Annotated in this window: 20 protein-coding genes; 19 read left to right on the forward strand and 1 reads right to left on the reverse strand. The window is 59.1% G+C overall.

Going from position 1 to position 23,763, the window contains the following annotated elements:
* The first annotated feature begins 8 nt into the window (after positions 1-8).
* The 19 genes from uppS (at position 9) to ispD (ending at position 22,617) form a co-directional block, all read left to right on the forward strand.
* A complete protein-coding gene (uppS, locus tag ACSQ17_RS16455) occupies positions 9-764 on the forward strand; it encodes a polyprenyl diphosphate synthase (protein WP_233684093.1) in 756 nt (251 codons plus the stop codon).
* Complete coding sequence (locus ACSQ17_RS16460; RefSeq protein WP_436069698.1) at positions 764-1,579, forward strand: phosphatidate cytidylyltransferase; 816 nt, start codon at positions 764-766, stop codon at positions 1,577-1,579. The genes uppS and ACSQ17_RS16460 overlap by 1 nt, the downstream gene beginning before the upstream one ends.
* Positions 1,576-2,760, forward strand: a complete 1,185-nt coding sequence (gene ispC / locus ACSQ17_RS16465; protein ID WP_436069699.1) for a 1-deoxy-D-xylulose-5-phosphate reductoisomerase — start codon at positions 1,576-1,578, stop codon at positions 2,758-2,760. The genes ACSQ17_RS16460 and ispC overlap by 4 nt, the downstream gene beginning before the upstream one ends.
* A gap of 21 nt (positions 2,761-2,781) precedes the next feature.
* Positions 2,782-4,134, forward strand: coding sequence for a sigma E protease regulator RseP (gene rseP, locus ACSQ17_RS16470; RefSeq protein WP_436069700.1), 1,353 nt, complete (start codon positions 2,782-2,784; stop codon positions 4,132-4,134).
* 89 nt (positions 4,135-4,223) lie between these two features.
* Positions 4,224-6,584 (forward strand): outer membrane protein assembly factor BamA, encoded by a 2,361-nt coding sequence (bamA, locus tag ACSQ17_RS16475; protein WP_436069701.1) that lies wholly within the window; start codon positions 4,224-4,226, stop codon positions 6,582-6,584.
* Between the two features lie 43 nt (positions 6,585-6,627).
* Complete coding sequence (locus ACSQ17_RS16480) at positions 6,628-7,131, forward strand: OmpH family outer membrane protein (protein WP_436069702.1); 504 nt, start codon at positions 6,628-6,630, stop codon at positions 7,129-7,131.
* Positions 7,131-8,192, forward strand: a complete 1,062-nt coding sequence (gene lpxD / locus ACSQ17_RS16485) for a UDP-3-O-(3-hydroxymyristoyl)glucosamine N-acyltransferase (protein WP_436070506.1) — start codon at positions 7,131-7,133, stop codon at positions 8,190-8,192. The genes ACSQ17_RS16480 and lpxD overlap by 1 nt, the downstream gene beginning before the upstream one ends.
* A 47-nt stretch (positions 8,193-8,239) precedes the next feature.
* Positions 8,240-8,680: a 3-hydroxyacyl-ACP dehydratase FabZ gene (fabZ, locus tag ACSQ17_RS16490; RefSeq protein ID WP_257777957.1), complete on the forward strand. Its 441-nt coding sequence runs from the start codon at positions 8,240-8,242 to the stop codon at positions 8,678-8,680.
* A complete protein-coding gene (lpxA, locus tag ACSQ17_RS16495; RefSeq protein WP_436069703.1) occupies positions 8,677-9,453 on the forward strand; it encodes an acyl-ACP--UDP-N-acetylglucosamine O-acyltransferase in 777 nt (258 codons plus the stop codon). Before fabZ ends, lpxA begins: the two co-directional genes overlap by 4 nt.
* A 3-nt stretch (positions 9,454-9,456) precedes the next feature.
* Positions 9,457-10,590, forward strand: coding sequence for a lipid-A-disaccharide synthase (gene lpxB, locus ACSQ17_RS16500; protein ID WP_436069704.1), 1,134 nt, complete (start codon positions 9,457-9,459; stop codon positions 10,588-10,590).
* The gene (rnhB, locus tag ACSQ17_RS16505) at positions 10,590-11,186 is read left to right on the forward strand and encodes a ribonuclease HII (protein WP_436069705.1); all 597 of its coding nucleotides are present in this window, start codon (positions 10,590-10,592) and stop codon (positions 11,184-11,186) included. The genes lpxB and rnhB overlap by 1 nt, the downstream gene beginning before the upstream one ends.
* A 156-nt stretch (positions 11,187-11,342) precedes the next feature.
* Positions 11,343-14,861: a DNA polymerase III subunit alpha gene (gene dnaE, locus ACSQ17_RS16510; RefSeq protein WP_436069706.1), complete on the forward strand. Its 3,519-nt coding sequence runs from the start codon at positions 11,343-11,345 to the stop codon at positions 14,859-14,861.
* Between the two features lie 166 nt (positions 14,862-15,027).
* Positions 15,028-15,978, forward strand: coding sequence for an acetyl-CoA carboxylase carboxyl transferase subunit alpha (accA, locus tag ACSQ17_RS16515; protein WP_436069707.1), 951 nt, complete (start codon positions 15,028-15,030; stop codon positions 15,976-15,978).
* A gap of 60 nt (positions 15,979-16,038) precedes the next feature.
* Complete coding sequence (gene tilS / locus ACSQ17_RS16520) at positions 16,039-17,355, forward strand: tRNA lysidine(34) synthetase TilS (RefSeq protein WP_436069708.1); 1,317 nt, start codon at positions 16,039-16,041, stop codon at positions 17,353-17,355.
* A gap of 167 nt (positions 17,356-17,522) precedes the next feature.
* On the forward strand, positions 17,523-19,154 hold the full coding sequence (locus ACSQ17_RS16525) for a CTP synthase (protein WP_436069709.1): 1,632 nt from the start codon (positions 17,523-17,525) through the stop codon (positions 19,152-19,154).
* Between the two features lie 3 nt (positions 19,155-19,157).
* Positions 19,158-20,003 (forward strand): 3-deoxy-8-phosphooctulonate synthase, encoded by an 846-nt coding sequence (gene kdsA, locus ACSQ17_RS16530; protein ID WP_436069710.1) that lies wholly within the window; start codon positions 19,158-19,160, stop codon positions 20,001-20,003.
* Between the two features lie 145 nt (positions 20,004-20,148).
* Positions 20,149-21,438 carry a phosphopyruvate hydratase gene (gene eno / locus ACSQ17_RS16535; protein ID WP_436069711.1) on the forward strand — a complete coding sequence of 430 codons (1,290 nt, stop codon included), beginning with the start codon at positions 20,149-20,151 and terminating at the stop codon, positions 21,436-21,438.
* Positions 21,439-21,628: 190 nt separating this feature from the next.
* Complete coding sequence (gene ftsB, locus ACSQ17_RS16540; protein WP_436069712.1) at positions 21,629-21,910, forward strand: cell division protein FtsB; 282 nt, start codon at positions 21,629-21,631, stop codon at positions 21,908-21,910.
* Positions 21,907-22,617 carry a 2-C-methyl-D-erythritol 4-phosphate cytidylyltransferase gene (gene ispD, locus ACSQ17_RS16545; RefSeq protein WP_436069713.1) on the forward strand — a complete coding sequence of 237 codons (711 nt, stop codon included), beginning with the start codon at positions 21,907-21,909 and terminating at the stop codon, positions 22,615-22,617. The genes ftsB and ispD overlap by 4 nt, the downstream gene beginning before the upstream one ends.
* A 139-nt stretch (positions 22,618-22,756) precedes the next feature.
* On the opposite strand, the gene ACSQ17_RS16550 is transcribed toward ispD, so the two are convergent.
* Entirely contained in the window at positions 22,757-23,644 is an 888-nt protein-coding gene (locus ACSQ17_RS16550; protein WP_233684109.1) for a LysR substrate-binding domain-containing protein, read from the reverse strand.
* Positions 23,645-23,763: the final 119 nt, after the last annotated feature.

Here is a 23,763-nt window from a genome sequence, read left to right on the forward strand (position 1 = left end):
TTATCGCCATGGACAAAACCAACGACGGTAATCGGATTGCCGTGCCACGGCATGTGGCAATCATCATGGACGGCAATAACCGCTGGGCGAAGAAGCGTCTGCTGCCTGGTGTTGCCGGCCACAAGGCTGGCGTTGATGCCGTGCGTGCAGTGATCGAGGTGTGTGCCGAGGCTGGGGTCGAGGTGTTGACCCTGTTCGCGTTCTCCAGTGAAAACTGGCAGCGCCCAGCCGAGGAGGTCAGCGCGCTGATGGAGCTGTTCCTCAGTGCGTTGCGGCGTGAGGCGAAAAAGCTTGATGCCAATGACATCAGCTTGCGCATCATCGGTGATCGTTCACGTTTTCACCCCGAGCTGCAGGCGGCGATGCGCGATGCAGAAGCGCAAACCGCTGGTGATAAGCGCTTTGTTCTGCAGGTGGCGGCCAACTACGGTGGTCAGTGGGATATCGCGCAGGCGGCGCAGCGGCTGGCGCGTGAAGTGCAGGGCGGCCACCTGCGCGCCGAAGATATCACCCCGGAGCTACTGCAAAGCTGTCTGGTGACCGGCGATCTGCCGTTGCCTGATCTGTGCATCCGTACCGGCGGTGAACATCGCATCAGCAATTTCCTGCTCTGGCAACTGGCGTACACCGAGCTGTATTTCTCCGACCTGTATTGGCCGGATTTCAAACACGACGCCATGCGCAAAGCCTTGGCCGATTTTGCTAGCCGCCAGCGTCGCTTCGGGAAAACCAGCGAGCAGGTTGCAGCTGAGGCGCGTAACTGATGCTCAAACAACGAATTATCACTGCTTTGGTACTGCTGCCGTTTGCGCTGGGCGGTTTCTTTCTGCTGGATGGCGGTTTGTTTGCGCTGTTTATCGGGGCGGTGGTCAGCCTGGGTGCCTGGGAATGGGCGCGTTTGGCTGGTTTTGCCGCGCAGGTGCAGCGTGTGGCTTATGCCGTGTTGGTTGCAGCGTTGCTGTTGGGCTTGTACCTGCTGCCGCAGCTGGCGCCCTGGTTGTTGTTGATCGGCGTCGCGTGGTGGGTAATTGCCACGTTTCTGGTGCTGGGCTACCCCGGCAGCAGCCGGTATTGGGTGGCGGCGCCTGTTAGGCTGCTGATCGGTTTGCTGATTCTGTTGCCGGCCTGGCAGGGGTTGGTGCTGTTCAAGCAGTGGCCTGAGGCCAACTGGTTGATCCTGGCGGTGATGGTGCTGGTCTGGGGGGCTGATATCGGTGCCTATTTTGCCGGTCGCCGTTTCGGCAAGCGCAAGCTGGCGCCGCAGGTCAGTCCTGGCAAGAGCTGGGAAGGCGTGTTTGGCGGCCTGCTGGCGACGCTGCTGATCTGCGCAGGTGTGGCGATCTACCGTGATTGGTCGATTTCCAGCGCGCTGCTGGCATTGCTCGGTACTGCGGTGGTGGTGCTGATCTCGGTAGTCGGTGATTTGACCGAAAGCATGTTCAAGCGCCAGTCGGGCATCAAAGACAGCAGCAACCTGCTGCCAGGGCATGGCGGCGTGTTGGATCGTATCGATAGCCTGACGGCTGCTATCCCGGTATTTGCCGCGTTGCTTTGGCTGGCGGGTTGGGGCGCGCTGTGAGCCAGCTGCAACAGATTACGGTGCTGGGAGCTACTGGTTCGATTGGCCTCAGCACCCTTGATGTGATTGCCCGTCACCCTGAGCGCTATCAGGTGTTCGCGCTTTCTGGTTTCAGCCGTCTGGCTGAGCTGGAAGCCCTGTGCATGATCTATCGTCCGCGCTTTGCCGTGGTACCGCAGGCTCTGCAAGCTCGCCAGCTTCAGGACTGCTTGCGCGCGGCCGGCTTGGTCACCCAAGTGCTCCATGGTCCCGAGGGATTATGTGAAGTGGCGGCGCATCCCGACGTGGATGCGGTGATGGCGGCGATTGTCGGTGCTGCCGGCTTACCGCCGACCCTGGCGGCTGTTGAGGCTGGCAAGAAGGTGCTGTTGGCCAACAAAGAAGCTCTGGTGATGTCAGGCGCGCTATTTATGCAGGCGGTGCGTAAAAGTGGCGCTGTACTGTTGCCGATTGATAGCGAGCACAACGCGATTTTTCAGTGTCTGCCGGGTGACTATGCCCGTGGTCTGCAACAAGTTGGTGTGCGGCGTATCCTGCTGACCGCTTCCGGCGGGCCGTTTCGCGAGATGCCGTTGGATCAGCTGCATGCAGTCACGCCCGAGCAGGCGTGCGCGCACCCCAATTGGTCGATGGGGCGCAAGATCTCGGTGGATTCGGCCAGCATGATGAATAAAGGGCTGGAGCTGATCGAGGCCTGCTGGCTGTTCGATGCTGCGCCTGCCCAGGTTGAAGTGGTGGTACACCCGCAGAGTGTGATCCACTCGCTGGTCGATTATGTCGATGGCTCGGTATTGGCTCAGCTGGGCAATCCGGACATGCGCACGCCGATCAGTCATGCCCTGGCCTGGCCGGAGCGTATTGACTCCGGGGTGGCACCGCTGGATCTGTTCGCGATCGCCCGTCTGGACTTTCAGGCACCTGATGAGCAGCGTTTCCCCTGTTTGCGTTTGGCGCGCGAGGCTGCTCAGGCCGGTGGTACTGCGCCGGCCATGCTCAATGCGGCCAATGAAGTGGCTGTAGCGGCTTTCCTGGCCGGACGCATCTGTTTTCCCGAGATCGCGCGTATCATCGAAGATGTTCTGCATACTGAGCCCGCTCTGGCGGTTGAGAGTCTGGAAACAGTATTGGCAGCCGATGGCCGTGCTCGTTTCCTGGCCGAACAATGGCTGAGTCAGCGCTGATCGCTGACGCGGAGAAGTTTGATGAGTGCCTTGTATATGCTGGTCGGTACCTTGGTGGCGCTTGGGGTGCTGGTAACCATCCATGAGTTTGGTCATTTCTGGGTGGCTCGCCGTTGCGGGGTCAAGGTACTGCGTTTTTCTGTCGGCTTTGGCAGTCCGCTGTTGCGCTGGCATGACCGCCAGGGCACGGAATTTGTTGTGGCGGCCATCCCGCTGGGTGGCTACGTGAAAATGCTTGATGAGCGTGAGGGCGATGTGCCGCCCGAATTGCTTGATCAATCTTTCAATCGCAAATCGGTAAAGCAGCGCATCGCCATCGTGGCGGCGGGGCCGGTGGCGAACTTCCTTCTTGCGCTGCTGTTCTTCTGGGTGCTGGCGATGCTCGGTAGCCAGCAGGTGCGTCCGGTCATTGGCGCGGTTGAGGCGGGCAGTCTGGCGCAAGCGGCGGGTTTGCAGGCTGGGCAGGAAATTGTTGCGATAAACGGTAAGCCGACCACCGGCTGGACTGCGGTCAACCTGCAATTGGTCACGCGGCTGGGCGAGACGGGGCAGCTGGATGTGGCTGTGCGCGAGCCTGGCTCTTCTGTCGACAGCCTGCTGCGGATCGAGTTGGACAACTGGTTGCGTGGCGCTGATGAGCCAGATCCGATTGCCTCCTTGGGTATTCGGCCATGGCGTCCGGTGCTGGAGCCGGTTCTGGCGCAACTTGATCCAAAGGGGCCGGCATTTGCTGCCGGACTGAAAGAAGGTGACCGCTTGCTAGCGCTGAACGGTCAGGCGTTGGCTGATTGGCAGCAACTGGTCGATCAGGTGCGTGGTTTGCCGGGTAAAAGCATCACGCTGCAAATTGAGCGGCAAGGACAGCAGTTGGATGTGCCACTGACCCTGGCTGCGCGAGGGGAGGGCGAGACGCTGACGGGTTATATGGGGGCCGGTGTTGCGGGCGGTGAATGGCCTGCCGAGATGCTCCGTGAAGTGCGCTTTGGTCCGCTGGAAGCCGTTGCCGAGGGTGCCAGGAATACCTGGGCAATGAGCGTTCTGACCCTTAATTCACTGAAGAAAATGCTGTTTGGTGAGCTCTCGGTAAAAAACTTGAGCGGGCCGATAACCATTGCTAAAGTGGCGGGCGCTTCCGCTGAGTCGGGCTTGAGTGATTTCCTGAAATTCCTCGCCTACCTGAGCATTAGCCTGGGGGTTCTTAATCTGCTGCCCATCCCCGTGCTGGATGGGGGGCATCTGCTTTTTTATCTGGTCGAGTGGGTGCGTGGTCGCCCGCTGTCGGAACGGATACAGGGTTGGGGAATGCAGATCGGCATCAGTTTGGTGATCGGGGTCATGTTGCTGGCCCTGGTAAACGACTTGAGCCGCCTGTAACCGCTGCTGAATTACGCTCTCGGTATGTACAAGAAGTGTCGCGCTAAGCGGCGGATTTTTTATTGTCAGTTGGAATAAGAAAGGACTTCATGAAACGTCTGCTGCTACCTGCGGTGCTTGCCGCACTGATGATCACCGAAGTTCACGCCGAGTCCTTCACCATCTCCGATATTCGGGTTACCGGCTTGCAGCGGGTTTCCGCTGGTAGCGTATTTGGTGCCCTGCCACTCAATGTGGGCGCACAAGCCGATGACCGCGCGCTGGTCGAGGCGACCCGCGAGCTGTTCAAAACCGGTTTCTTTCAGGATATCCAGCTTGGCCGTGATGGCGACGTGCTGGTTATTACCGTCGTTGAGCGTCCATCGATTTCCAGCATCGAGATCGAAGGCAACAAGGCCATCAGCAGCGAAGACCTGCTCAAAGGCCTGAACCAGTCGGGTCTGGCCGAAGGCGAGATTTTCCAGCGCGCTACCCTAGAAGGTGTGCGCAACGAATTGCAGCGTCAGTACGTTGCCCAAGGCCGTTACTCTGCGGAAATCGAAGCCGAAGTAATCCCTCAACCGCGTAACCGCGTGGCCTTGAAGATCAACATCAACGAAGGCTCGGTTGCTGCGATTCAACACATCAACGTGGTGGGTAATACCGTCTTCTCCGACGAGGACCTGATTGCCCTGTTCGAGCTGAAGACCACCAACTGGCTGTCCTTCTTCAAGAACGACGACAAGTATGCTCGCGAAAAGCTGTCTGGTGACTTGGAGCGTCTGCGTTCCTACTACCTGGATCGCGGCTACATCAATATGGATATCAGCTCGACCCAGGTATCCATTACCCCGGACAAGAAACATGTATATGTCACCGTCAACGTCGACGAGGGTGAGAAGTACACCGTACGTGAGGTCAAACTCAGCGGTGAACTGAAAGTGCCGGAAGAAGAAGTCCGCGCACTGCTGCTGGTTCAGGAAGGCCAGGTGTTCTCGCGTAAGGTGATGACCACCACTTCCGAGCTGGTTACCCGTCGTCTGGGTAACGAGGGTTATACCTTCGCCAACGTCAACGGCGTGCCGGAGGCTCATGACGATGGCACTGTGTCGATCACCTTTGTGGTCGACCCAGGCAAGCGTGCTTACGTCAACCGCATCAACTTCCGCGGTAACACCAAGTCGGAAGACGAAGTGCTACGCCGCGAAATGCGCCAGATGGAAGGTGGTTGGGCCTCGACTTACCTGATTGATCAGTCCAAGACCCGCCTGGAGCGTCTCGGTTACTTCAAGGAAGTCAACGTTGAAACCCCGCAGGTGCCAGGTACCGACGATCAGGTGGACGTTAACTACAGCGTCGAAGAGCAGGCCTCTGGTTCGATTACTGCCAGCGTTGGTTTTGCCCAGAACGCCGGTCTGATTCTGGGCGGTTCGATTACCCAGAATAACTTCCTCGGTAGCGGTAATAAGGTCAGCGTTGGTTTGACCCGCAGCGAGTACCAGAGCAACTACAACTTCGGTTTCGTTGATCCCTACTGGACGCCGGACGGTGTCAGCTTGGGCTATAACGCGTTCTTCCGTGAGACGGATTACGATGAACTGAACACTGACGTGTCCAGTTATGCAGTCGATAGTTTTGGTGCTGGTGTGAGTATCGGTTACCCGATCAGTGATACCTCGCGCCTGACCTACGGCCTGACCATTCAGAATGACAGTATCAGCACCGGTGTTTATACCGTTGATGAAATCTTCAACTTTATCGAGGCCGAGGGTGATAACTACCTAAACCTCAAAGCCTCTATTGGCTGGTCGGAGTCGACTCTTAACCGTGGTGTGCTGGCCAACCGTGGTCACTCACAAAGTCTGGTTTTTGAAACCACCGTGCCTGGTAGTGATCTGTCGTTCTTCAAGATTGACTACCGCGGCCAGGTATTCAAACCACTGAGTGACACCTATACATTGCGCTTCCACAGCCAACTGGGCTTTGGCGAGAGCTATGGTTCGACATCCGATTTGCCGTTCTATGAACATTATTACGCGGGTGGTTTCAACTCGGTACGAGGGTTCAAGGACAGCAGCCTTGGGCCTCGTAGTACACCGAGTCGTGGTCAGGCAGTTACTGGAAACAAAGGCACTGCATTTGACCCGGATCAAGACCCGCTGCCGTTTGGCGGCAACGTACTGGTTCAAGGTGGTGTAGAGCTGTTGTTCCCCATGCCCTTCGTTAAAGATCAGCGTTCGCTGCGTACTGCGCTGTTTTGGGATGTGGGTAATGTCTTCGATACCAACTGCGGCAAGACTCAGACTGATTGCAACAATATCGATCCGGGACAGCTCGCCAGTTCCGTGGGTGTCGGTCTGACCTGGATCACCGCGTTGGGGCCGTTGAGTTTCAGTCTGGCCATGCCAATCCTCAAGCCGGATGATGCTGATACGCAGATTTTCCAGTTCTCTCTCGGTCAGACGTTCTAAGCGTCAGATTATTGAATACCAACAGTTTTGCAGGAGTTGCACCGTGCGTAAGTTGACTCAACTGGTTTTGCTAAGCGTCGCCATGCTGGCCACTCCGGCATTTGCCGAAATGAAAGTGGCGGTATTGAACTATCAGATGGCGCTGCTTGAGTCTGATGCAGCCAAGCGTTATGCCGTCGATGCCGAGAAGAAATTTGGCCCGCAACTGAACAAGCTGAAAACTCTGGAAAGCGATGCCAAGCGTATTCAGGATCGCCTGGTCAAAGATGGTGAGAAGATGCAGACCGCCGAGCGTGAGCGTCTGGAACTTGAATTCAAGCAGAAGGCCCGTGATTTCCAGTTCCAGTCCAAAGAGCTGAACGAGTCCAAGGCTGTGGCTGACCGCGAGATGCTGAAGAAGCTCAAGCCGAATCTGGACAAAGCCGTGGAAGAAGTGATCAAGACCGGTAACTTTGACCTGGTTCTGGAGCGCGGTGCAGTGATTGATGTCAAACCTCAGTTCGACATCACTCGCCAGGTTATCGAGCGCATGAATCAGCTGCGCTGATCATGAGTGCAATGGTTTATACCCTCGGTCAACTGGCCGAGCGCTTGGGAGCCACGCTGCGTGGCTCCGCAGAGCAGACTGTCAGCGGCCTGGCGACCTTGCAGGAAGCCAGTGCTGAACAGTTGAGTTTTCTGGCCAATCCCCAGTACCGCAAGTACCTCTCCAGCAGCCAGGCAGGTGCAATCCTGCTGACAGCTGCGGATGCTGAAGGCTATGCCGGTAATGCTCTGATTGTCGCTAATCCCTACCTGGCGTATGCCGAACTGTCTCACGTGTTTGATCGCAAGCCGCGTGCTTTGGCAGGTGTGCATCCGACTGCGGTAGTAGCGGTCGATGCGCAGGTTGATGCCAGTGCCAGTATCGGTGCCTATGCGGTGATCGAGAGTGGTGCGCAGATTGCTGCTGGCGTAACCGTTGGCGCGCAGTGCGTGGTCGGTGCGCGGTCGGTCATTGGCGAGGGCGGCTGGCTCGCACCGCGAGTGACCCTGTATCACGATGTGCGCATTGGGAAGCGTGTGGTGATTCAATCTGGCGCAGTGGTCGGCGGCGAAGGCTTCGGCTTTGCCAATGAGAAGGGCGTCTGGCAGAAGATCGCCCAGATCGGCGGGGTCACCATCGGTGATGACGTCGAGATCGGCGCCAACACCACGGTCGACCGTGGCGCGCTGTCCGATACGCTGATCGGCAACGGGGTCAAACTGGATAACCAGATCATGATCGCGCACAACGTGCAGATCGGCGACAACACCGCCATGGCCGGTTGCGCTGGGATTTCCGGCAGCACCAAAATCGGCAAGAACTGCATGATTGCTGGCGGCGTGGGCATGGTTGGGCATATTGAGGTGTGCGACAACGTGTTCGTGACCGGTATGACCATGGTCACCCGTTCGATCACTGAACCGGGTTCCTATTCGTCAGGCACCGCCATGCAGCCGGCCGCCGAGTGGCGCAAGAGCGCCGCGCGCATTCGTCAATTGGATGACATGGCGCGTCGCCTGCAACAGTTGGAAAAGCAGCTGGCCACCGTGACCTCGGCCGCCGACACTTCATCTGATGCCTGAGCCGGTTTTGCCGGCTTCTCTTTTTTCTCTTACAGGCTTCTCTGCACATGATGGACATTAACCAGATTCGCGAATACTTGCCGCACCGCTATCCGTTCCTGCTGGTGGACCGGGTGGCTGAGCTGGACCTCGAGGGCAAGAGCATTCGTGCCTACAAGAATGTCAGCATCAATGAGCCATTCTTCAACGGCCACTTCCCGGAACACCCGATCATGCCGGGCGTGCTGATCATCGAGGCCATGGCCCAGGCTGCCGGTATTCTTGGCTTCAAGATGATGGACCTTAAGCCGGCAGACGGCACCCTGTATTACTTTGTCGGTTCCGACAAGCTACGCTTTCGTCAGCCGGTAGTGCCGGGCGATCAGTTGATCCTCGAAGCCAAATACCTGAGTAACAAGCGCAGCATCTGGAAGTTCGAGTGCAAGGCCAGTGTCGACGGCAAAGAAGTCTGCTCGGCAGAAATCATCTGTGCGGAACGCAAGCTATGAGTTTGATTGACCCTCGCGCCATTATTGACCCCAGTGCCAAGCTGGCCGACGACGTTGTCGTCGGCCCTTGGTCGATAATCGGGGCCGATGTGGAAATTGGCGAGGGTACAGTGATCGGCCCCCATGTGATTCTCAAGGGGCCGACGCGGATCGGTAAGCACAACAGGATCTATCAATTCTCCTCGGTGGGTGAAGACACCCCTGACCTCAAATACCAGGGTGAGGCGACTCGTCTGGTTATTGGCGATCACAACGTGATCCGTGAGGGCGTGACCATCCATCGCGGTACCGTGCAGGATCGTAGTGAAACTACGATTGGCGATCACAATCTGATCATGGCCTACGCCCACGTTGGCCATGACAGCGTGATCGGCAACCATTGCATCCTGGTCAATAACACCGCATTGGCTGGACATGTATGGGTGGACGACTGGGCAATTCTCTCCGGTTACACCCTGGTGCATCAGTTCTGCCGTATTGGCGCGCACAGCTTTTCCGGCATGGGCACGGCGATTGGCAAGGATGTACCGGCCTTTGTCACCGTATTCGGTAATCCGGCCGAAGCGCGCAGCATGAACTTCGAAGGCATGCGCCGTCGTGGTTTCAGCGCCGAGGCGATTGCCGCCTTGCGTCGTGCTTACAAGATTGTCTATCGGCAGGGACTTACTGTTGAGCAGGCGATGGCCGAGTTGGCCGAGTCGTCTGCAGAATTTCCCGAAGTCGCGATCTTCCGCGACTCCATCCAGGCTTCAAGCCGCGGCATTACCCGATAATTTATGACTGACCTGATGCGTGTCGCGCTGGTCGCTGGCGAGGCGTCTGGCGATATTCTTGGTGCGGGCCTGATGCAGGCCCTCAAAGCCCAATACCCGCAGATCGAATTTATCGGTGTCGGTGGCCCGCTGATGCAGGCGCAAGGGCTGACTTCCTACTTTCCGATGGAACGCCTGGCTGTCATGGGCCTGGTAGAGGTGCTCGGCCGTCTGCCCGAACTGCTGTCGCGACGCAAACGCCTGATTCGTACCCTGATTGATGCCAAGCCCGACGTGTTTATCGGCATTGATGCCCCTGATTTCAACCTGACGGTTGAACTCAAGCTGCGTCAGGCTGGCATCAAGACTGTGCATTACGTCAGCCCGTCGGTTTGGGCCTGGCGGCAGAAGCGCGTGCTGAAGATTCGTGAAGCCTGCGACCTGATGTTGACCCTGTTCCCCTTTGAGGCGCAGTTCTATCAGGATCATCAGGTGCCGGTGCGTTTTGTTGGCCACCCGCTGGCCGATACCATCCCACAGCAAGCCGACCGTCATTCCGCCCGCGATGCGCTGAATTTGCTGCAGGATCAGCCGGTGGTGGCCCTGCTGCCAGGTAGTCGCGGTGGTGAAGTGGCACGTCTGGGCAGTCTGTTTCTTGATGCTGCCGTACGTTTGCGCACCTTGCGTCCAGGTATCCAGTTCGTTCTGCCGTGCGCCAGCCCCGAGCGTCGCGCGCAGCTTGAGCAGATGCTGGTGGGCCGTGATCTGCCGCTGACCCTGCTCGACGGACGTTCCCATGAGGCGTTGGCAGCATGCGATGCCGTATTGATCGCCTCCGGTACGGCGACCCTGGAAGCCCTGTTGTACAAGCGGCCCATGGTGGTGGCGTACAAGGTTGCGCCGCTCACCTACCGCATCCTCAAGCGTCTGGTCACCAGTGCCTATATTTCCCTGCCGAACCTGCTGGCCGAGCGTTTGCTTGTGCCGGAAATGATTCAGGATGCGGCTACGCCAGAAGCGTTGGCTCAATTACTGGCTCCGTTGCTGGATGGCGGTGAAGTGCAGACCGAAGGCTTCGATGTGATTCACCGTGCGCTGCGTCGCGATGCTTCGGTGCAAGCCGCCACGGCGGTATTGCAGCTGGCAGGTCGCGGCTGATGCAGTTGGGGTTGGATTTCACTCTGGTGCAGGAACTGGTCGCCGGTGTCGATGAAGTCGGTCGCGGCCCGCTCTGTGGTGCGGTGGTGACAGCTGCGGTGATTCTCGATCCGGCGCGGCCGATTCTGGGTTTGAATGATTCGAAAAAACTCAGCGAAGCCCGTCGCGACAAACTCTTCGATGAAATCCGCGAGAAAGCCCTGGCCTGGTGCATTGCTCGCGCCGAGGTTGAAGAGATTGACCGCCTGAATATTCTCCACGCCACCATGCTGGCCATGCAGCGTGCGGTCGAAGGCTTGAGCGTGACACCCAAGCTGGCGCTGATCGACGGCAACCGTTGCCCGAAACTGCAGGTGCCTAGCGCTGCGGTGATCAAGGGCGACAGTCAGGTGCCAGCGATTGCTGCGGCCTCGATCCTGGCCAAGGTCAGCCGTGATCGCGAGATGCAACTGCTGGATGCGCAATACCCCGGCTACGGCATTGCCGGGCACAAGGGTTATCCCACGGCTGTGCACCTGGATGCCTTGCGCCGTTTGGGGCCAACGCCGATTCATCGGCGCTCATTCGGTCCTGTACGTGCGCTGCTTGAGCAGTAGTTGGATCACGCCTTATCGGTCCACCAGCTCAGGCTCGGCAGATATAGCGCGCTACATCCAGCCTACGCATAGATCCGCTGATCCACATGCTGGTGTTTGCACTTTGGCCCGGTACAATCCGGGCCTTATCGTTTTTGTGTTTTGTATAGGACTGCCATGACTGCTTCCTTCGTCCACCTGCGTTTGCACACCGAGTTTTCCCTGGTCGATGGGCTGGTGCGGGTCAAACCACTGATCAAGTCAGTGGCGGCAGCCGGGATGCCGGCGGTGGCGGTCACTGACATGAGCAATATGTGCTCGCTGGTGAAGTTCTATAAGGCGGCCATGGGCGGTGGCATCAAGCCGATCTGTGGTGCCGATATCTGGCTGGCCAGTGCCGAGGAAGATGGCCCATTGAGCCGCATGACCCTGCTGGCGATGAATGCCAAGGGCTACCGTAACCTCACGGAACTGGTCTCGCGCGGCTGGAGCGAAGGGCAGAGCAATGATCTGGTGATTATCCAGCGTGACTGGGTCAAGGAAGCGGCCGAGGGGCTGATTGCCTTGTCTGGCGCGAAAGAGGGAGAGATCGGCCATGCCTTGCTCGATGGTGAGCTGGCCACGGCTGAAGCGCTGTTGCAGGAATGGATGGCCGTTTTCCCCGAGCGTTTCTACCTGGAAGTACAACGCACCAACCGGGTCAATGATGAAGAGCACCTGCATGCTGCCGTAGCTCTGGCTGACAGGTTCGGTGCGCCGTTGGTGGCGACCAACGATGTGCGTTTTATCAAGCCGGACGATTTCGAGGCCCACGAAACCCGTGTATGTATTGGTGAAGGCCGCAGCTTGGACGACCCGCGCCGGCCGCGCAGCTATTCCGATCAGCAATACCTGAAAAGCCCGCAAGAAATGACCGAGTTGTTCAGCGACCTGCCCGAGGCGCTGGAAAACACCGTCGAGATCGCCAAACGCTGCAACATCGAAGTGCAGCTGGGTAAATACTTCCTGCCGGACTTCCCCGTGCCGGCGGGTATGACCATCGACGAGTACTTTCGTCAGGTGTCCTTCGAGGGCCTGGACGAGCGGCTGGAAGTGCTGCTGCCCAAGGACACCCCGGACTACGAGGCAAAGAAACAGGTCTATATCGACCGGCTGAATTTCGAGCTGGATATCATCATCCAGATGGGCTTCCCCGGTTACTTCCTGATCGTAATGGACTTCATCAAGTGGGCGAAGAACAACGGCGTGCCGGTCGGCCCTGGCCGGGGCTCGGGCGCCGGCTCGCTGGTGGCCTACGTGCAGAAAATCACCGACCTCGATCCGCTGGCCTATGACTTGCTGTTCGAGCGCTTCCTCAACCCGGAACGGGTCTCCATGCCCGACTTCGACGTCGACTTCTGCATGGATGGCCGCGACCGGGTAATCGACTACGTGGCCGAGAAATACGGGCGTAACGCGGTGAGCCAGATCATCACCTTCGGCACCATGGCGGCCAAGGCGGTGGTGCGCGACGTGGCACGGGCCCAGGGCAAGTCCTACGGCCTGGCCGACCGCCTGTCGAAGATGATCCCCTTCGAAGTCGGCATGACCCTGGAAAAAGCCTACGAGATGGAGGAGCCGCTGCGCGACTTCCTCAAGGTTGACGAAGACGCCCGGGAAATCTGGGACATGTCGCTTAAGCTCGAAGGCATCTGTCGCGGTACCGGTAAACACGCCGGTGGTGTGGTGATCGCGCCGACCAAGCTCACCGACTTTTCACCGATTGCCTGTGATGATGAAGGTGGCGGTCTGGTAACTCAGTTCGACAAGGACGATGTGGAGCAGGCCGGCCTGGTGAAGTTCGACTTCCTCGGCCTGCGTACCCTGACCATCATCAAATGGGCGATGGAGACCATCAACCGTGAGCAGGCCAAGCAGGGCCTGCCGGATTTGAATATCGATTTCATTCCGCTGGACGACAAGCCGACGTTCGCCATGTTGCAAAGGGCTGAAACCACCGCGGTGTTCCAGCTTGAATCGCGCGGCATGAAGGAGTTGATCAAAAAGCTCAAGCCCGACTGCCTGGAAGACATGATCGCTCTGGTGGCGCTGTTCCGTCCTGGTCCGCTGCAATCGGGCATGGTGGACGACTTCATCAACCGTAAACACGGTCGCGAGCCGATTTCCTACCCGCACCAGGACTACCAGTACGCCGGCCTTGAGCCAGTACTGAAACCGACCTACGGCATCATCCTGTACCAGGAGCAGGTGATGCAGATTGCCCAGGTGATGGCCGGTTACACCCTTGGTGGAGCGGACATGCTGCGCCGCGCCATGGGTAAGAAAAAACCCGAGGAAATGGCCAAACAGCGCGGCGGCTTTATTGAAGGTTGTGCCAATAACGGCATCGATGCCGACCTGGCCGGCAACATCTTCGACCTGGTGGAAAAGTTCGCCGGTTACGGCTTCAACAAATCCCACTCCGCCGCCTATGGCCTGGTGTCCTATCAGACTGCATGGCTCAAGGCGCACCATCCGGCGCCATTTATGGCCGCGGTGCTGTCGGCGGATATGCACAACACCGACAAGGTGGTCACCCTGATCGAGGAGTGCCGCAGCATGAAGCTGCGCCTCGACGCGCCGGATGTGAACATCTCCGAGTTCAAGTTCACGGTGAACAACGAGGGCTGGATCGTTTACGGCCTGGGTGCGATCAAGGGTGTCGGTGAAGGGCCGGTGGAGGCGATTGTCGAGGCGCGCGAGGCTGGTCCGTTCACGGATCTGTTCGACTTCTGTGCGCGGGTTGACCTCAAGCGCATCAACAAGCGCACCCTGGAAGCGCTGATTCGCAGCGGTGCACTGGATCGCCTCGGCCCGCATTTCCATGAAGAACTGAAAGCCTACAAGGCCAATATCGACCGTAACCGTGCGGTGCTGTTGGCGGCGATGGAAGAGGCCGTACAGGCCGCCGAGCAGACCGCGCGCAGCGCTGAAAGCGGGCACATGGACCTGTTTGGTGGCGTCTTTGCCGATGCCGAGGCGGATGTTTACCTCAATCATCTGCGTGCCCGCGAGTTGACGCTCAAGGAGCGTCTCAAGGGCGAGAAAGACACTCTTGGGCTGTACCTGACCGGTCACCCGATTGATGAGTACGAAGGTGAGGTGCGGCGCTTTGCTCGCCAGCGCATTGTCGACCTGAAGGCCGCGCGCGGTGACCAGACGATTGCCGGGCTGGTGGTCAACCTGCGCGTGATGAAGAACAAGAAAGGCGACAAGATGGGCTTTATCACCCTCGACGATCGCTCCGGGCGCATCGAGGCTTCGCTGTTTGCCGAAGCCTTCAACAGTGCTCAGGCCTTGCTGCAGACCGATGCTCTGGTGGTGGTCGAGGGTGAGGTGAGCAACGACGACTTCTCCGGTGGCCTGCGCCTGCGTGCCAAGCGGGTGATGAGCCTGGAAGAGGCGCGCACCGGCCTGGCCGACAGTTTGCGCCTTAAAGTCGCCAGCAGTGCGCTGCAGGGCGACCGCCTGCGCTGGTTGGCCGAGCTGTGCAGTCGTCATCGCGGCGCGTGCCCGATCACCGTCGATTACAGCGGCAGCGAGGCCAGCGCGCAGCTGCAATTTGGCGATAACTGGCGCATCGAACCGGCTGACAGTCTGATTCAAGCATTGCGTGACCAGTTCGGCCGCGACAACGTCTTTCTGCACTACCGCTGATTTGCGGGGCTGCGGCCTCGCCGGTTGGTCGTGATACGCCGCAATGTGCCTGGAAAACTTTCCTGCCATTTCGGGTGTCGACCTGAATGCGCCCGCTGCTATATGGTAGGGCGCGATAACGGATACAGCTCCCGGCCACTTGGCCGTCGACGCAAGACGGATGACTATGAACCCGAATTTTCTCGATTTCGAACAGCCGATCGCCGACCTGCAAGCCAAGATCGAAGAGCTTCGCCTGGTCGGTAACGACAACTCGTTGAACATCACTGATGAAATCGCCCGCCTGCAAGACAAGAGCAGCGCGCTGACCGAAAGCATTTTCGGCAACCTCAGCAGCTGGCAGATCGCTCAGCTGGCGCGTCACCCGCGCCGCCCCTACACCCTGGATTACCTGCAGCACATCTTTACCGAATTCGACGAGCTGCACGGCGACCGCCACTTCTCCGACGATGCCGCCCTGGTCGGTGGCGTGGCGCGTTTGGATGGGCAACCGGTCATGGTGATTGGTCATCAGAAAGGCCGCGAGATTCGCGAAAAGGTCCGTCGTAACTTCGGCATGCCGCGCCCTGAAGGCTACCGCAAGGCCTGCCGTCTGATGGAGATGGCCGAACGCTTCAAGATGCCGATCCTCACCTTTATCGATACGCCAGGTGCTTATCCGGGGATCGACGCGGAAGAGCGTGGGCAGAGTGAGGCGATTGCCTGGAACCTGCGTGTCATGGCGCGACTGAAAACCCCGATTATCGCCACCGTGATCGGCGAGGGCGGCTCCGGCGGCGCACTGGCCATCGGTGTGTGCGACCAGCTGAACATGCTGCAGTACTCCACCTACTCGGTGATTTCGCCGGAAGGCTGTGCCTCGATTCTGTGGAAGACTGCCGAGAAGGCACCTGATGCAGCCGAAGCCATGGGGATCACCGCCGAGCGTCTGAAAGGACTGGGCATTGTCGATCAGGTCATCGGTGAGCCGCTGGGCGGCGCACACAGTGACCCGGCAGCTGCGGCCGAATCGATTCGTCAGGCGCTGCTAGCTCAGCTGAAAACCCTCAAGGGGCTCGATACCGATGCGCTGCTCAAGCGTCGTTATGAGCGCCTGATGAGCTATGGCATTGCCTGATTGCTCAGGTGTAGCGCATACAACGGGCCTTCGGGCCCGTTGTTGTTTTAAGCTTGGCCAATGAACGCTCTGCATACCCGTCTATACGATGCTTTACAGTCCTGGAGGGATGCTCCGGGCTGGTGTGTGGCGCTGTCCGGCGGGCTGGATTCCACGGTGCTGTTGCACCTGCTGGCCAGCCTTGCGCAGCGAGAGACGTTGCCGCCTCTTTCCGCTATTCATATTCATCACGGTATGCAGGCTGTGGCTGATGCCTGGCCGGCGCATTGTCGTGATCTTTGCGCCGCCTTGTCTGTGCCGTTGCAGGTTGAATATGTGCAGGTGGCGCCTGGCGCCAGTCTTGAGCGTGCTGCGCGCGATGCCCGCTATGCGGCCTTTGCGGCCCGTCTCGGCGCAGGCGAATTGCTGCTGAGCGCGCAGCATCGCGATGACCAGGCGGAAACCCTGCTGTTTCGTCTGTTGCGCGGCGCGGGTGTGCAGGGGTTGGCGGGTATGCCGGTCAGCCGCGCGTTGGGTGCAGGGTATTTACTGCGCCCCTTGCTGGACTGCTCGCGCACCGAGTTGCTGGATTATGCGCAAGCTCACGGGCTGGTCTGGGTCGATGATCCATCCAATGCCGATGAACGCTTTTCACGCAACTATTTGCGGCGCCAGGTGTTGCCACGGCTGTCCCAGCGCTGGCCGCAGGCACATAACGCCCTGGCACGCAGCGCTGCACACCTGAGCGAAGCGCAACACCTGTTGAATGAGTTGGCGCAGCAGGATTTGCATGCAGCAAATGTTCCCACCGACTTTGCCTGGCTGCCAATGCCGTGTCTCGGGTTGCCGGCATTACGTGAGCTGAGTGAGGCGCGCCAGCGTAATGCCCTGCGTTACTGGCTGCGCCCTCTGACCACCATGCCGGACACAGAACATTGGGCCGGTTGGCAGGCGCTGCGCGATGCGGCGCCGGATGCCTCGCCGGTTTGGCAATTGGCCTCTGGTGAGCTGCGCCGTAGCCACGACCACCTTTGGTGGTTGGCGGGTGACTGGCTGCGCTCACCGCCATCGCCCGACATCTTCATCGAGGCTAACCAGCATCTACCGCTGACTGGTAATGGCGTCGTGCATATTCAGGGCAGCTTGCCCGTAGGTGACTGGCAGCTGGGTTACCGTCGGGCGGGTGAGCAGATCATGCTGCCAGGGCGCGGGCATCGTGACCTGAAGCGTCTGTTTAATGAATGGCGCATACCGGCGTTTGTCCGTGACCGTCTGCCGCTGCTGCGCCTGGATAACCAGGTTGTAGCAATCGCCAACCTGCCAGGTTTGCAGGGCGCCGCCGATGGCAGTTGGCAATTGCATTGGCAGCCATTGAGCGATGATCAAGGTTTGAGCTGATAAGCCCTTTCCGGTAGACTACGCTCCCGTCTTACTAGAGCTTTTGTTGACCCCCTTGGGGATCGACAGGGCTAGCTCATTGCAGAGCATCGCAGAGAGCCGCTTCGGTATTCCTTCGCTTTCCCTGGCGGCATTGACCGCTTAAACGCAGACTTCTAGGGTTTTTCATGACGCGCTACATATTCGTCACGGGTGGTGTTGTTTCTTCATTGGGGAAAGGCATCGCCTCGGCTTCATTGGCGGCTATCCTGGAGGCGCGGGGCCTGAAGGTCACCATGCTCAAGCTGGATCCCTATATCAACGTCGATCCGGGCACCATGAGCCCGTTCCAGCACGGTGAGGTGTTCGTCACCCACGACGGCGCTGAGACCGACCTTGACCTGGGCCACTATGAGCGGTTTATCCGCACCACCATGACCCAGAACAACAACTTCACCACTGGTCGCGTCTACGAAGACGTGCTGCGCCGTGAGCGCCGTGGTGATTACCTGGGCGCGACCATTCAGGTTATTCCGCACATCACCGATGAAATCAAGCGCCGCATCATCAAGGGTGCTGGCGATGCCGACGTGGCCATGGTCGAAATCGGCGGTACGGTGGGTGACATCGAGTCGCAGCCGTTCCTTGAGGCCATCCGCCAGCTGCGTGTAGAAGTGGGTGCCAAGCGCGCCATGCTGATGCACCTGACCCTGGTGCCGTACATCGCCACCGCTGGCGAAACCAAGACCAAACCAACCCAGCACTCGGTGAAGGAGCTGCGCTCCATCGGCCTGCAGCCGGACGTGCTGATCTGCCGTTCCGACCATCCGGTGGATGTGTCCTCGCGCCGCAAGATCGCCCTGTTCACCAACGTCGAAGAGCGTGCGGTGATCAGTCTGGAAGACGTCGACACCATCTACAAGATTCCGGGCGTGCTGCATGCTCAAGGTCTGGATGACTTTGTTGTCGAGCGCTTCGGTCTGGAATGTGGCGGTGCCGATCTGTCCGAGTGGGACCGCGTGGTCGATGCCAAGCTGAACCCGGAAAAAGAAGTCAACATCGCCATGGTCGGCAAGTACATGGAGTTGCTGGACGCTTACAAGTCGCTGATCGAAGCGATGAGCCATGCCGGCATCCAGAACCGCACCAAGGTCAACCTGCGCTATATCGACTCCGAAGACATCGAGAACAAAGGCACCAGCCTGCTCGAAGGTGTTGATGCCATTCTGGTGCCAGGCGGTTTCGGTCTGCGCGGCGTGGAAGGCAAGATCAAAACCGTGCAATACGCCCGTGAGAACAAGATTCCTTATCTGGGCATCTGCCTCGGCATGCAGGTCGCGGTCATCGAGTTCGCCCGCAATGTGCTGGGTTGGACGGATGCCAACTCCACCGAATTCGATACCTCCAGCCAGCATCCGGTGGTCGGCCTGATCACCGAGTGGCAGGACGCGACCGGCGAAGTTGAGACGCGCAGCGACTCTTCTGACCTGGGTGGCACCATGCGTCTTGGGGCTCAGGACTGCCAACTGTTGGCCGGTTCGCAAGTGCATGCCTGCTACGGCAAGGATGTGATCGTCGAGCGCCATCGTCACCGCTATGAAGTGAACAACAACCTGCTGCCGCAGTTGATCGATGCTGGCCTCAAGGTTACCGGGCGTTCCGGCGACGGCGCGCTGGTTGAAGTAGTTGAAGCGCCGGATCATCCATGGTTCGTGGCCTGCCAGTTCCACCCCGAGTTCACTTCGACGCCGCGTGATGGCCACCCGCTGTTCAGTGGCTTCGTCAATGCCGCCCTGGCCCAGCAAGCGAAGAAGGCCTAAGGCATGACCCAGAAGATCATCAAGGTCGGCAACATCGAGATCGCCAACGACAAGCCCTTTGTGCTGTTTGGCGGGATCAACGTCATTGAGTCGCGCGATCTGGCGATGCGTGCGTGCGAAGAGTACGTGCGGGTAACCGAAAAGCTCGGTATTCCCTACGTGTTCAAGGCCAGTTTCGACAAAGCCAACCGTTCGTCCATCACCTCCTTCCGTGGCCCTGGCCTGGAAGAGGGCATGAAGGTCTTCGAGGAAGTGAAGAAGACCTTCGGTGTTCCGGTGATCACCGACGTGCATGAGCCGTATCAGGCGCAGCCGGTGGCCGATGTCTGCGACATCATCCAGCTGCCGGCGTTTCTCTCGCGGCAAACCGATCTGGTCGTGGCTATGGCCAAGACTGGTGCGGTGATCAATATCAAAAAGGCCCAGTTCCTCGCGCCGCAGGAGATGAAGCACATCCTGACCAAGTGCGAAGAGGCGGGGAATGACCAGCTGATCCTCTGCGAGCGCGGTTCCAGCTTCGGCTACAACAACCTGGTAGTGGACATGCTCGGCTTTGGCATCATGAAGCAGACGAACTACCCGGTGTTTTTCGACGTGACCCACGCCCTGCAGATGCCAGGTGGTCGCGCCGATTCGGCCGGTGGTCGCCGTGCCCAGGTCACCGACCTGGCCAAGGCGGGCATGAGCCAGGGCTTGGCTGGTCTGTTCCTGGAAGCCCATCCGGACCCGGACAACGCCAAGTGCGACGGCCCTTGCGCCTTGCGTCTGGACAAGCTGGAGCCGTTCCTCACCCAGCTCAAGCAGCTGGATGATTTGATCAAGAGTTTTGCGCCGATTGAGACTGCCTGAAACGGCAAATCTCCGGTAAAGTGCCTTTTGTATACAATCTGACTGAATAGTCAGTACACGTTGTGCGCTGGAGTTACTGTCAGCGCGCAATGAGTGTGCAACTCGGTACTACCCTTTTCGTCAATTTTTTGGAGTGCTACACGCAATGGCAAAGATCGTCGACATCAAAGGCCGTGAGGTTCTCGATTCCCGTGGTAACCCGACTGTGGAAGCCGATGTAATTCTCGACAGTGGCATCATCGGCAGCGCCTGTGCGCCGTCCGGTGCCTCCACCGGCTCGCGCGAAGCGCTGGAACTGCGTGATGGCGACAAGAGCCGTTACCTGGGCAAGGGCGTGCTGAAGGCCGTCGCCAATATCAACGGCCCGATTCGTGACCTGCTGCTGGGTAAAGATGCTGCCGATCAGCAAGCCCTGGACCAGGCGATGATTGCCCTTGATGGCACTGAAAACAAAGCCACCCTGGGTGCCAACGCCATCCTCGCCGTGTCTCTGGCTGCCGCCAAGGCTGCTGCTCAGGCCAAAGGCGTGCCGTTGTACGCGCACATCGCCGACCTTAACGGCACTCCCGGCGTTTACTCGATGCCGGTGCCGATGATGAACATCATCAACGGCGGCGAGCACGCCGATAACAACGTCGATATTCAGGAGTTCATGGTTCAGCCGGTAGGCGCCAAGACCTTCTCCGATGCACTGCGTATGGGCACCGAGATTTTCCATCACCTCAAAGCCGTGCTTAAGGCCCGTGGTCTGAGCACCTCCGTGGGGGACGAGGGTGGTTTCGCACCGAACCTGGCTTCTAACGAAGACGCTCTGGCCGCCATCGCCGAAGCCGTGGCCAATGCGGGCTACAAGCTGGGCACTGACGTCACCCTGGCCCTGGACTGCGCTTCCAGCGAGTTCTTCAAGGACGGTCAGTACGACCTGGCTGGCGAAGGCAAGGTGTTCAGCGCCGAAGGTTTTGCCGATTACCTGGCGGGCCTGACCCAGCGTTACCCGATCATCTCCATCGAAGACGGCATGGACGAGTCCGACTGGGCTGGCTGGAAAGTGCTGACCGACAAGATCGGTGAGAAGGTGCAGTTGGTCGGCGACGACCTGTTTGTAACCAACACCAAGATCCTCAAGCGTGGCATCGACGAGTCGATCGGCAACTCGATCCTGATCAAGTTCAACCAGATCGGCACCCTGACCGAAACCCTGGAAGCCATTCAGATGGCCAAGGCTGCTGGTTACACCGCAGTGATTTCGCACCGCTCGGGTGAAACCGAAGACAGCACCATTGCTGACCTGGCGGTCGGTACTGCTGCTGGCCAGATCAAGACCGGCTCGCTGTGCCGCTCGGACCGTGTGTCCAAGTACAACCAACTGCTGCGTATCGAAGAGCAGCTGGCGGGTAAGGCACCGTACAAAGGCCGCGCCGAGTTCCGCGGCTGAAAACCGCTGCGCTCGACGATGCGGCGTTAAAATCAGGCTCGGCATGCTCATTTACTGCAGTAAACTCCGCTGCCTCGCCTGATTTTGCCTTGCCTAGTCTTCGCTCGCGATGTTTTCAGTGACCACTCAAGGCATGGTAAAAGAGGGGCGGCGCGAGTCGCCCCTTTTTCATCCGGAATCTTTTGCTGCTATGCGTAGTCGTTCTTACTGGGTGTTTATCGTCCTGCTGACCTTGTTGGCTGGCCTGCAATATCGCCTGTGGGTGGGCGACGGCAGCCTGGCGCAAGTCACTCAGCTGAAGCAGCAGATTGCCGATCAGCAGGGTGAAAACCAGCAGCTGCAAGAGCGCAATCGGATTCTTGAAGCCGAAGTGCTGGAGCTGAAAAGCGGGATGGAAACCGTCGAAGAGCGTGCACGCCATGAGCTGGGCATGCTTAAAGAGGGCGAAACCCTCTATCAGTTGGCTGAATGAATACGTCCGCATTACCCCCTTTCTGGGCGTTGATCCCTGCTGCCGGTATTGGCAGCCGGATGCGCGCCGATCGGCCCAAGCAGTACCTGCAGCTGGCCGGCAAAAGCATTATCGAACATACCCTGGCGTGCTTTCTTGAGCATCCGCAGCTGCGGGCCGTAGTGGTCAGCCTGGCGCTGGATGATCCGTACTGGCCGATCCTTGACTGCGCCAGTGATCCGCGTATCCAGCGCGCCGACGGCGGCACCGAGCGCGCCAACTCGGTGCTCAATGGCCTGCTGCGCCTCACAGAGCTGGGCGCTCAGGAGCAGGATTGGGTGCTGGTGCATGATGCCGCGCGGCCGAACCTGGCACGCAGCGATCTCGACCTGCTACTCAGCGAGCTGGCCGATGACCCCGTCGGTGGTGTGCTCGCCGTACCGGCACGCGATACGCTCAAGCGGGCTGGTGCCGATGGTCGGGTGCACGCTACGGTGGATCGCTCGACCATCTGGCAGGCGTTTACCCCGCAGATGTTCCGGCTCGGCGAGTTGCAGCGTGCCTTGGCTGATGCCTTGATTGCCGGGGTGGCGATTACCGATGAGGCCTCAGCTATCGAGTGGGCTGGGCAGGCACCGCGCCTGATCGAGGGCCGTGCTGATAACCTCAAGCTCACCCGCCCGGAAGACTTGCGCAGTCTGGCCAGTCTTTGGCACCTCAAGAACTAAGAGCCTGTTTAGGATCTCGCGAGCTAGAGCCATGCAAGGCAAAAGCAGGCGAGGAAGCGGAGTTTACGAGCTGTAAATGAGCATTCCGAGCCTGTTTTTAACGCAGCAGGGCCGACGCGTAGCAGATTGTAAACAGGTTCTAGCGATACTCGCTGCGCTGTGCCAGCCCTTGCTTAAGAAACTCCACCAGCTGCCGCACCTTGGGTGACAGGTGGCGTTGCTGTGGGTACAGCGCCCACACGGCGGTGTCCGGCGGTTGCTGGTTATCCAGCAACGAGACCAGCGCGCCGCTGCGTAAATGCTCCAGCACGTAATAATCCGGCAGCTGGCACAGGCCAATGCCGCGCAGCGCGGCTTCCAGCACTGCCTGGCCGCTGTTGCAGCGCCAGTTGCCCTGCACCCGCAGGCTGGAATCGCGGCCGCTGGCCTGAAAACTCCAGAGGTCTGAACTGCCAATCAGGCAGTTGTGCCGTGCCAGTTCCGACAGCGAATGCGGCCTGCCATAGCGTTGCAGGTACGCCGGTGCAGCACACAGGTACATCTGCCGTGGTGCCAGACGTGTGGCCACCAGGCGCGAGTCCTGCAAGCGGCCGAGGCGGATGGCCAGGTCGAGGCCTTCATGCAGCAGATCCAGCGTGCGATTGCTCAGCTCGATATCCACCCGCAGCTGCGGGTGCAGCACCATAAAGTCGGTGACCAGCGGCACGATAAAACGCTCGCCATAGGCCACGGCACAGGTCATGCGCAGCAGGCCCTTGGGCTCACTGCCTAGGTCTCCAACGGCGCGCAGCGCTTCCTCGCGGGCATCCTGCAGGCGCTGACAGTGCTGTAAGAATGTCTGCCCGGCCTCGGTCAGCGCCACACGACGGGTGCTGCGGTAGAACAGGCGGGTTTGCAGGCGTTCCTCCAGTCGCGCGATCTGCCGGCTGACCTGGGAGGATGACAGGCTCAGGCGTTCGGCAGCAGCGGTGAATTGGCCGCATTCGGCGACCGCGACAAATTCATCAAGGCCTTCCCAGCGGTTCATGCGGATGTCCTGTTGTGAATTGATTGTCCCTATATAGCAAGAATGTTTTGTTTTTTGTTCGATTATCTATCTGCATCACTGATCTACACTCTGCGCCACTGTTGAATCCGCTGGAGAGC

The sequence above is a fragment of the Pseudomonas sp. LjRoot71 genome (assembly GCF_964253255.1).
Classification (GTDB): Bacteria; Pseudomonadota; Gammaproteobacteria; order Pseudomonadales; family Pseudomonadaceae; genus Aquipseudomonas.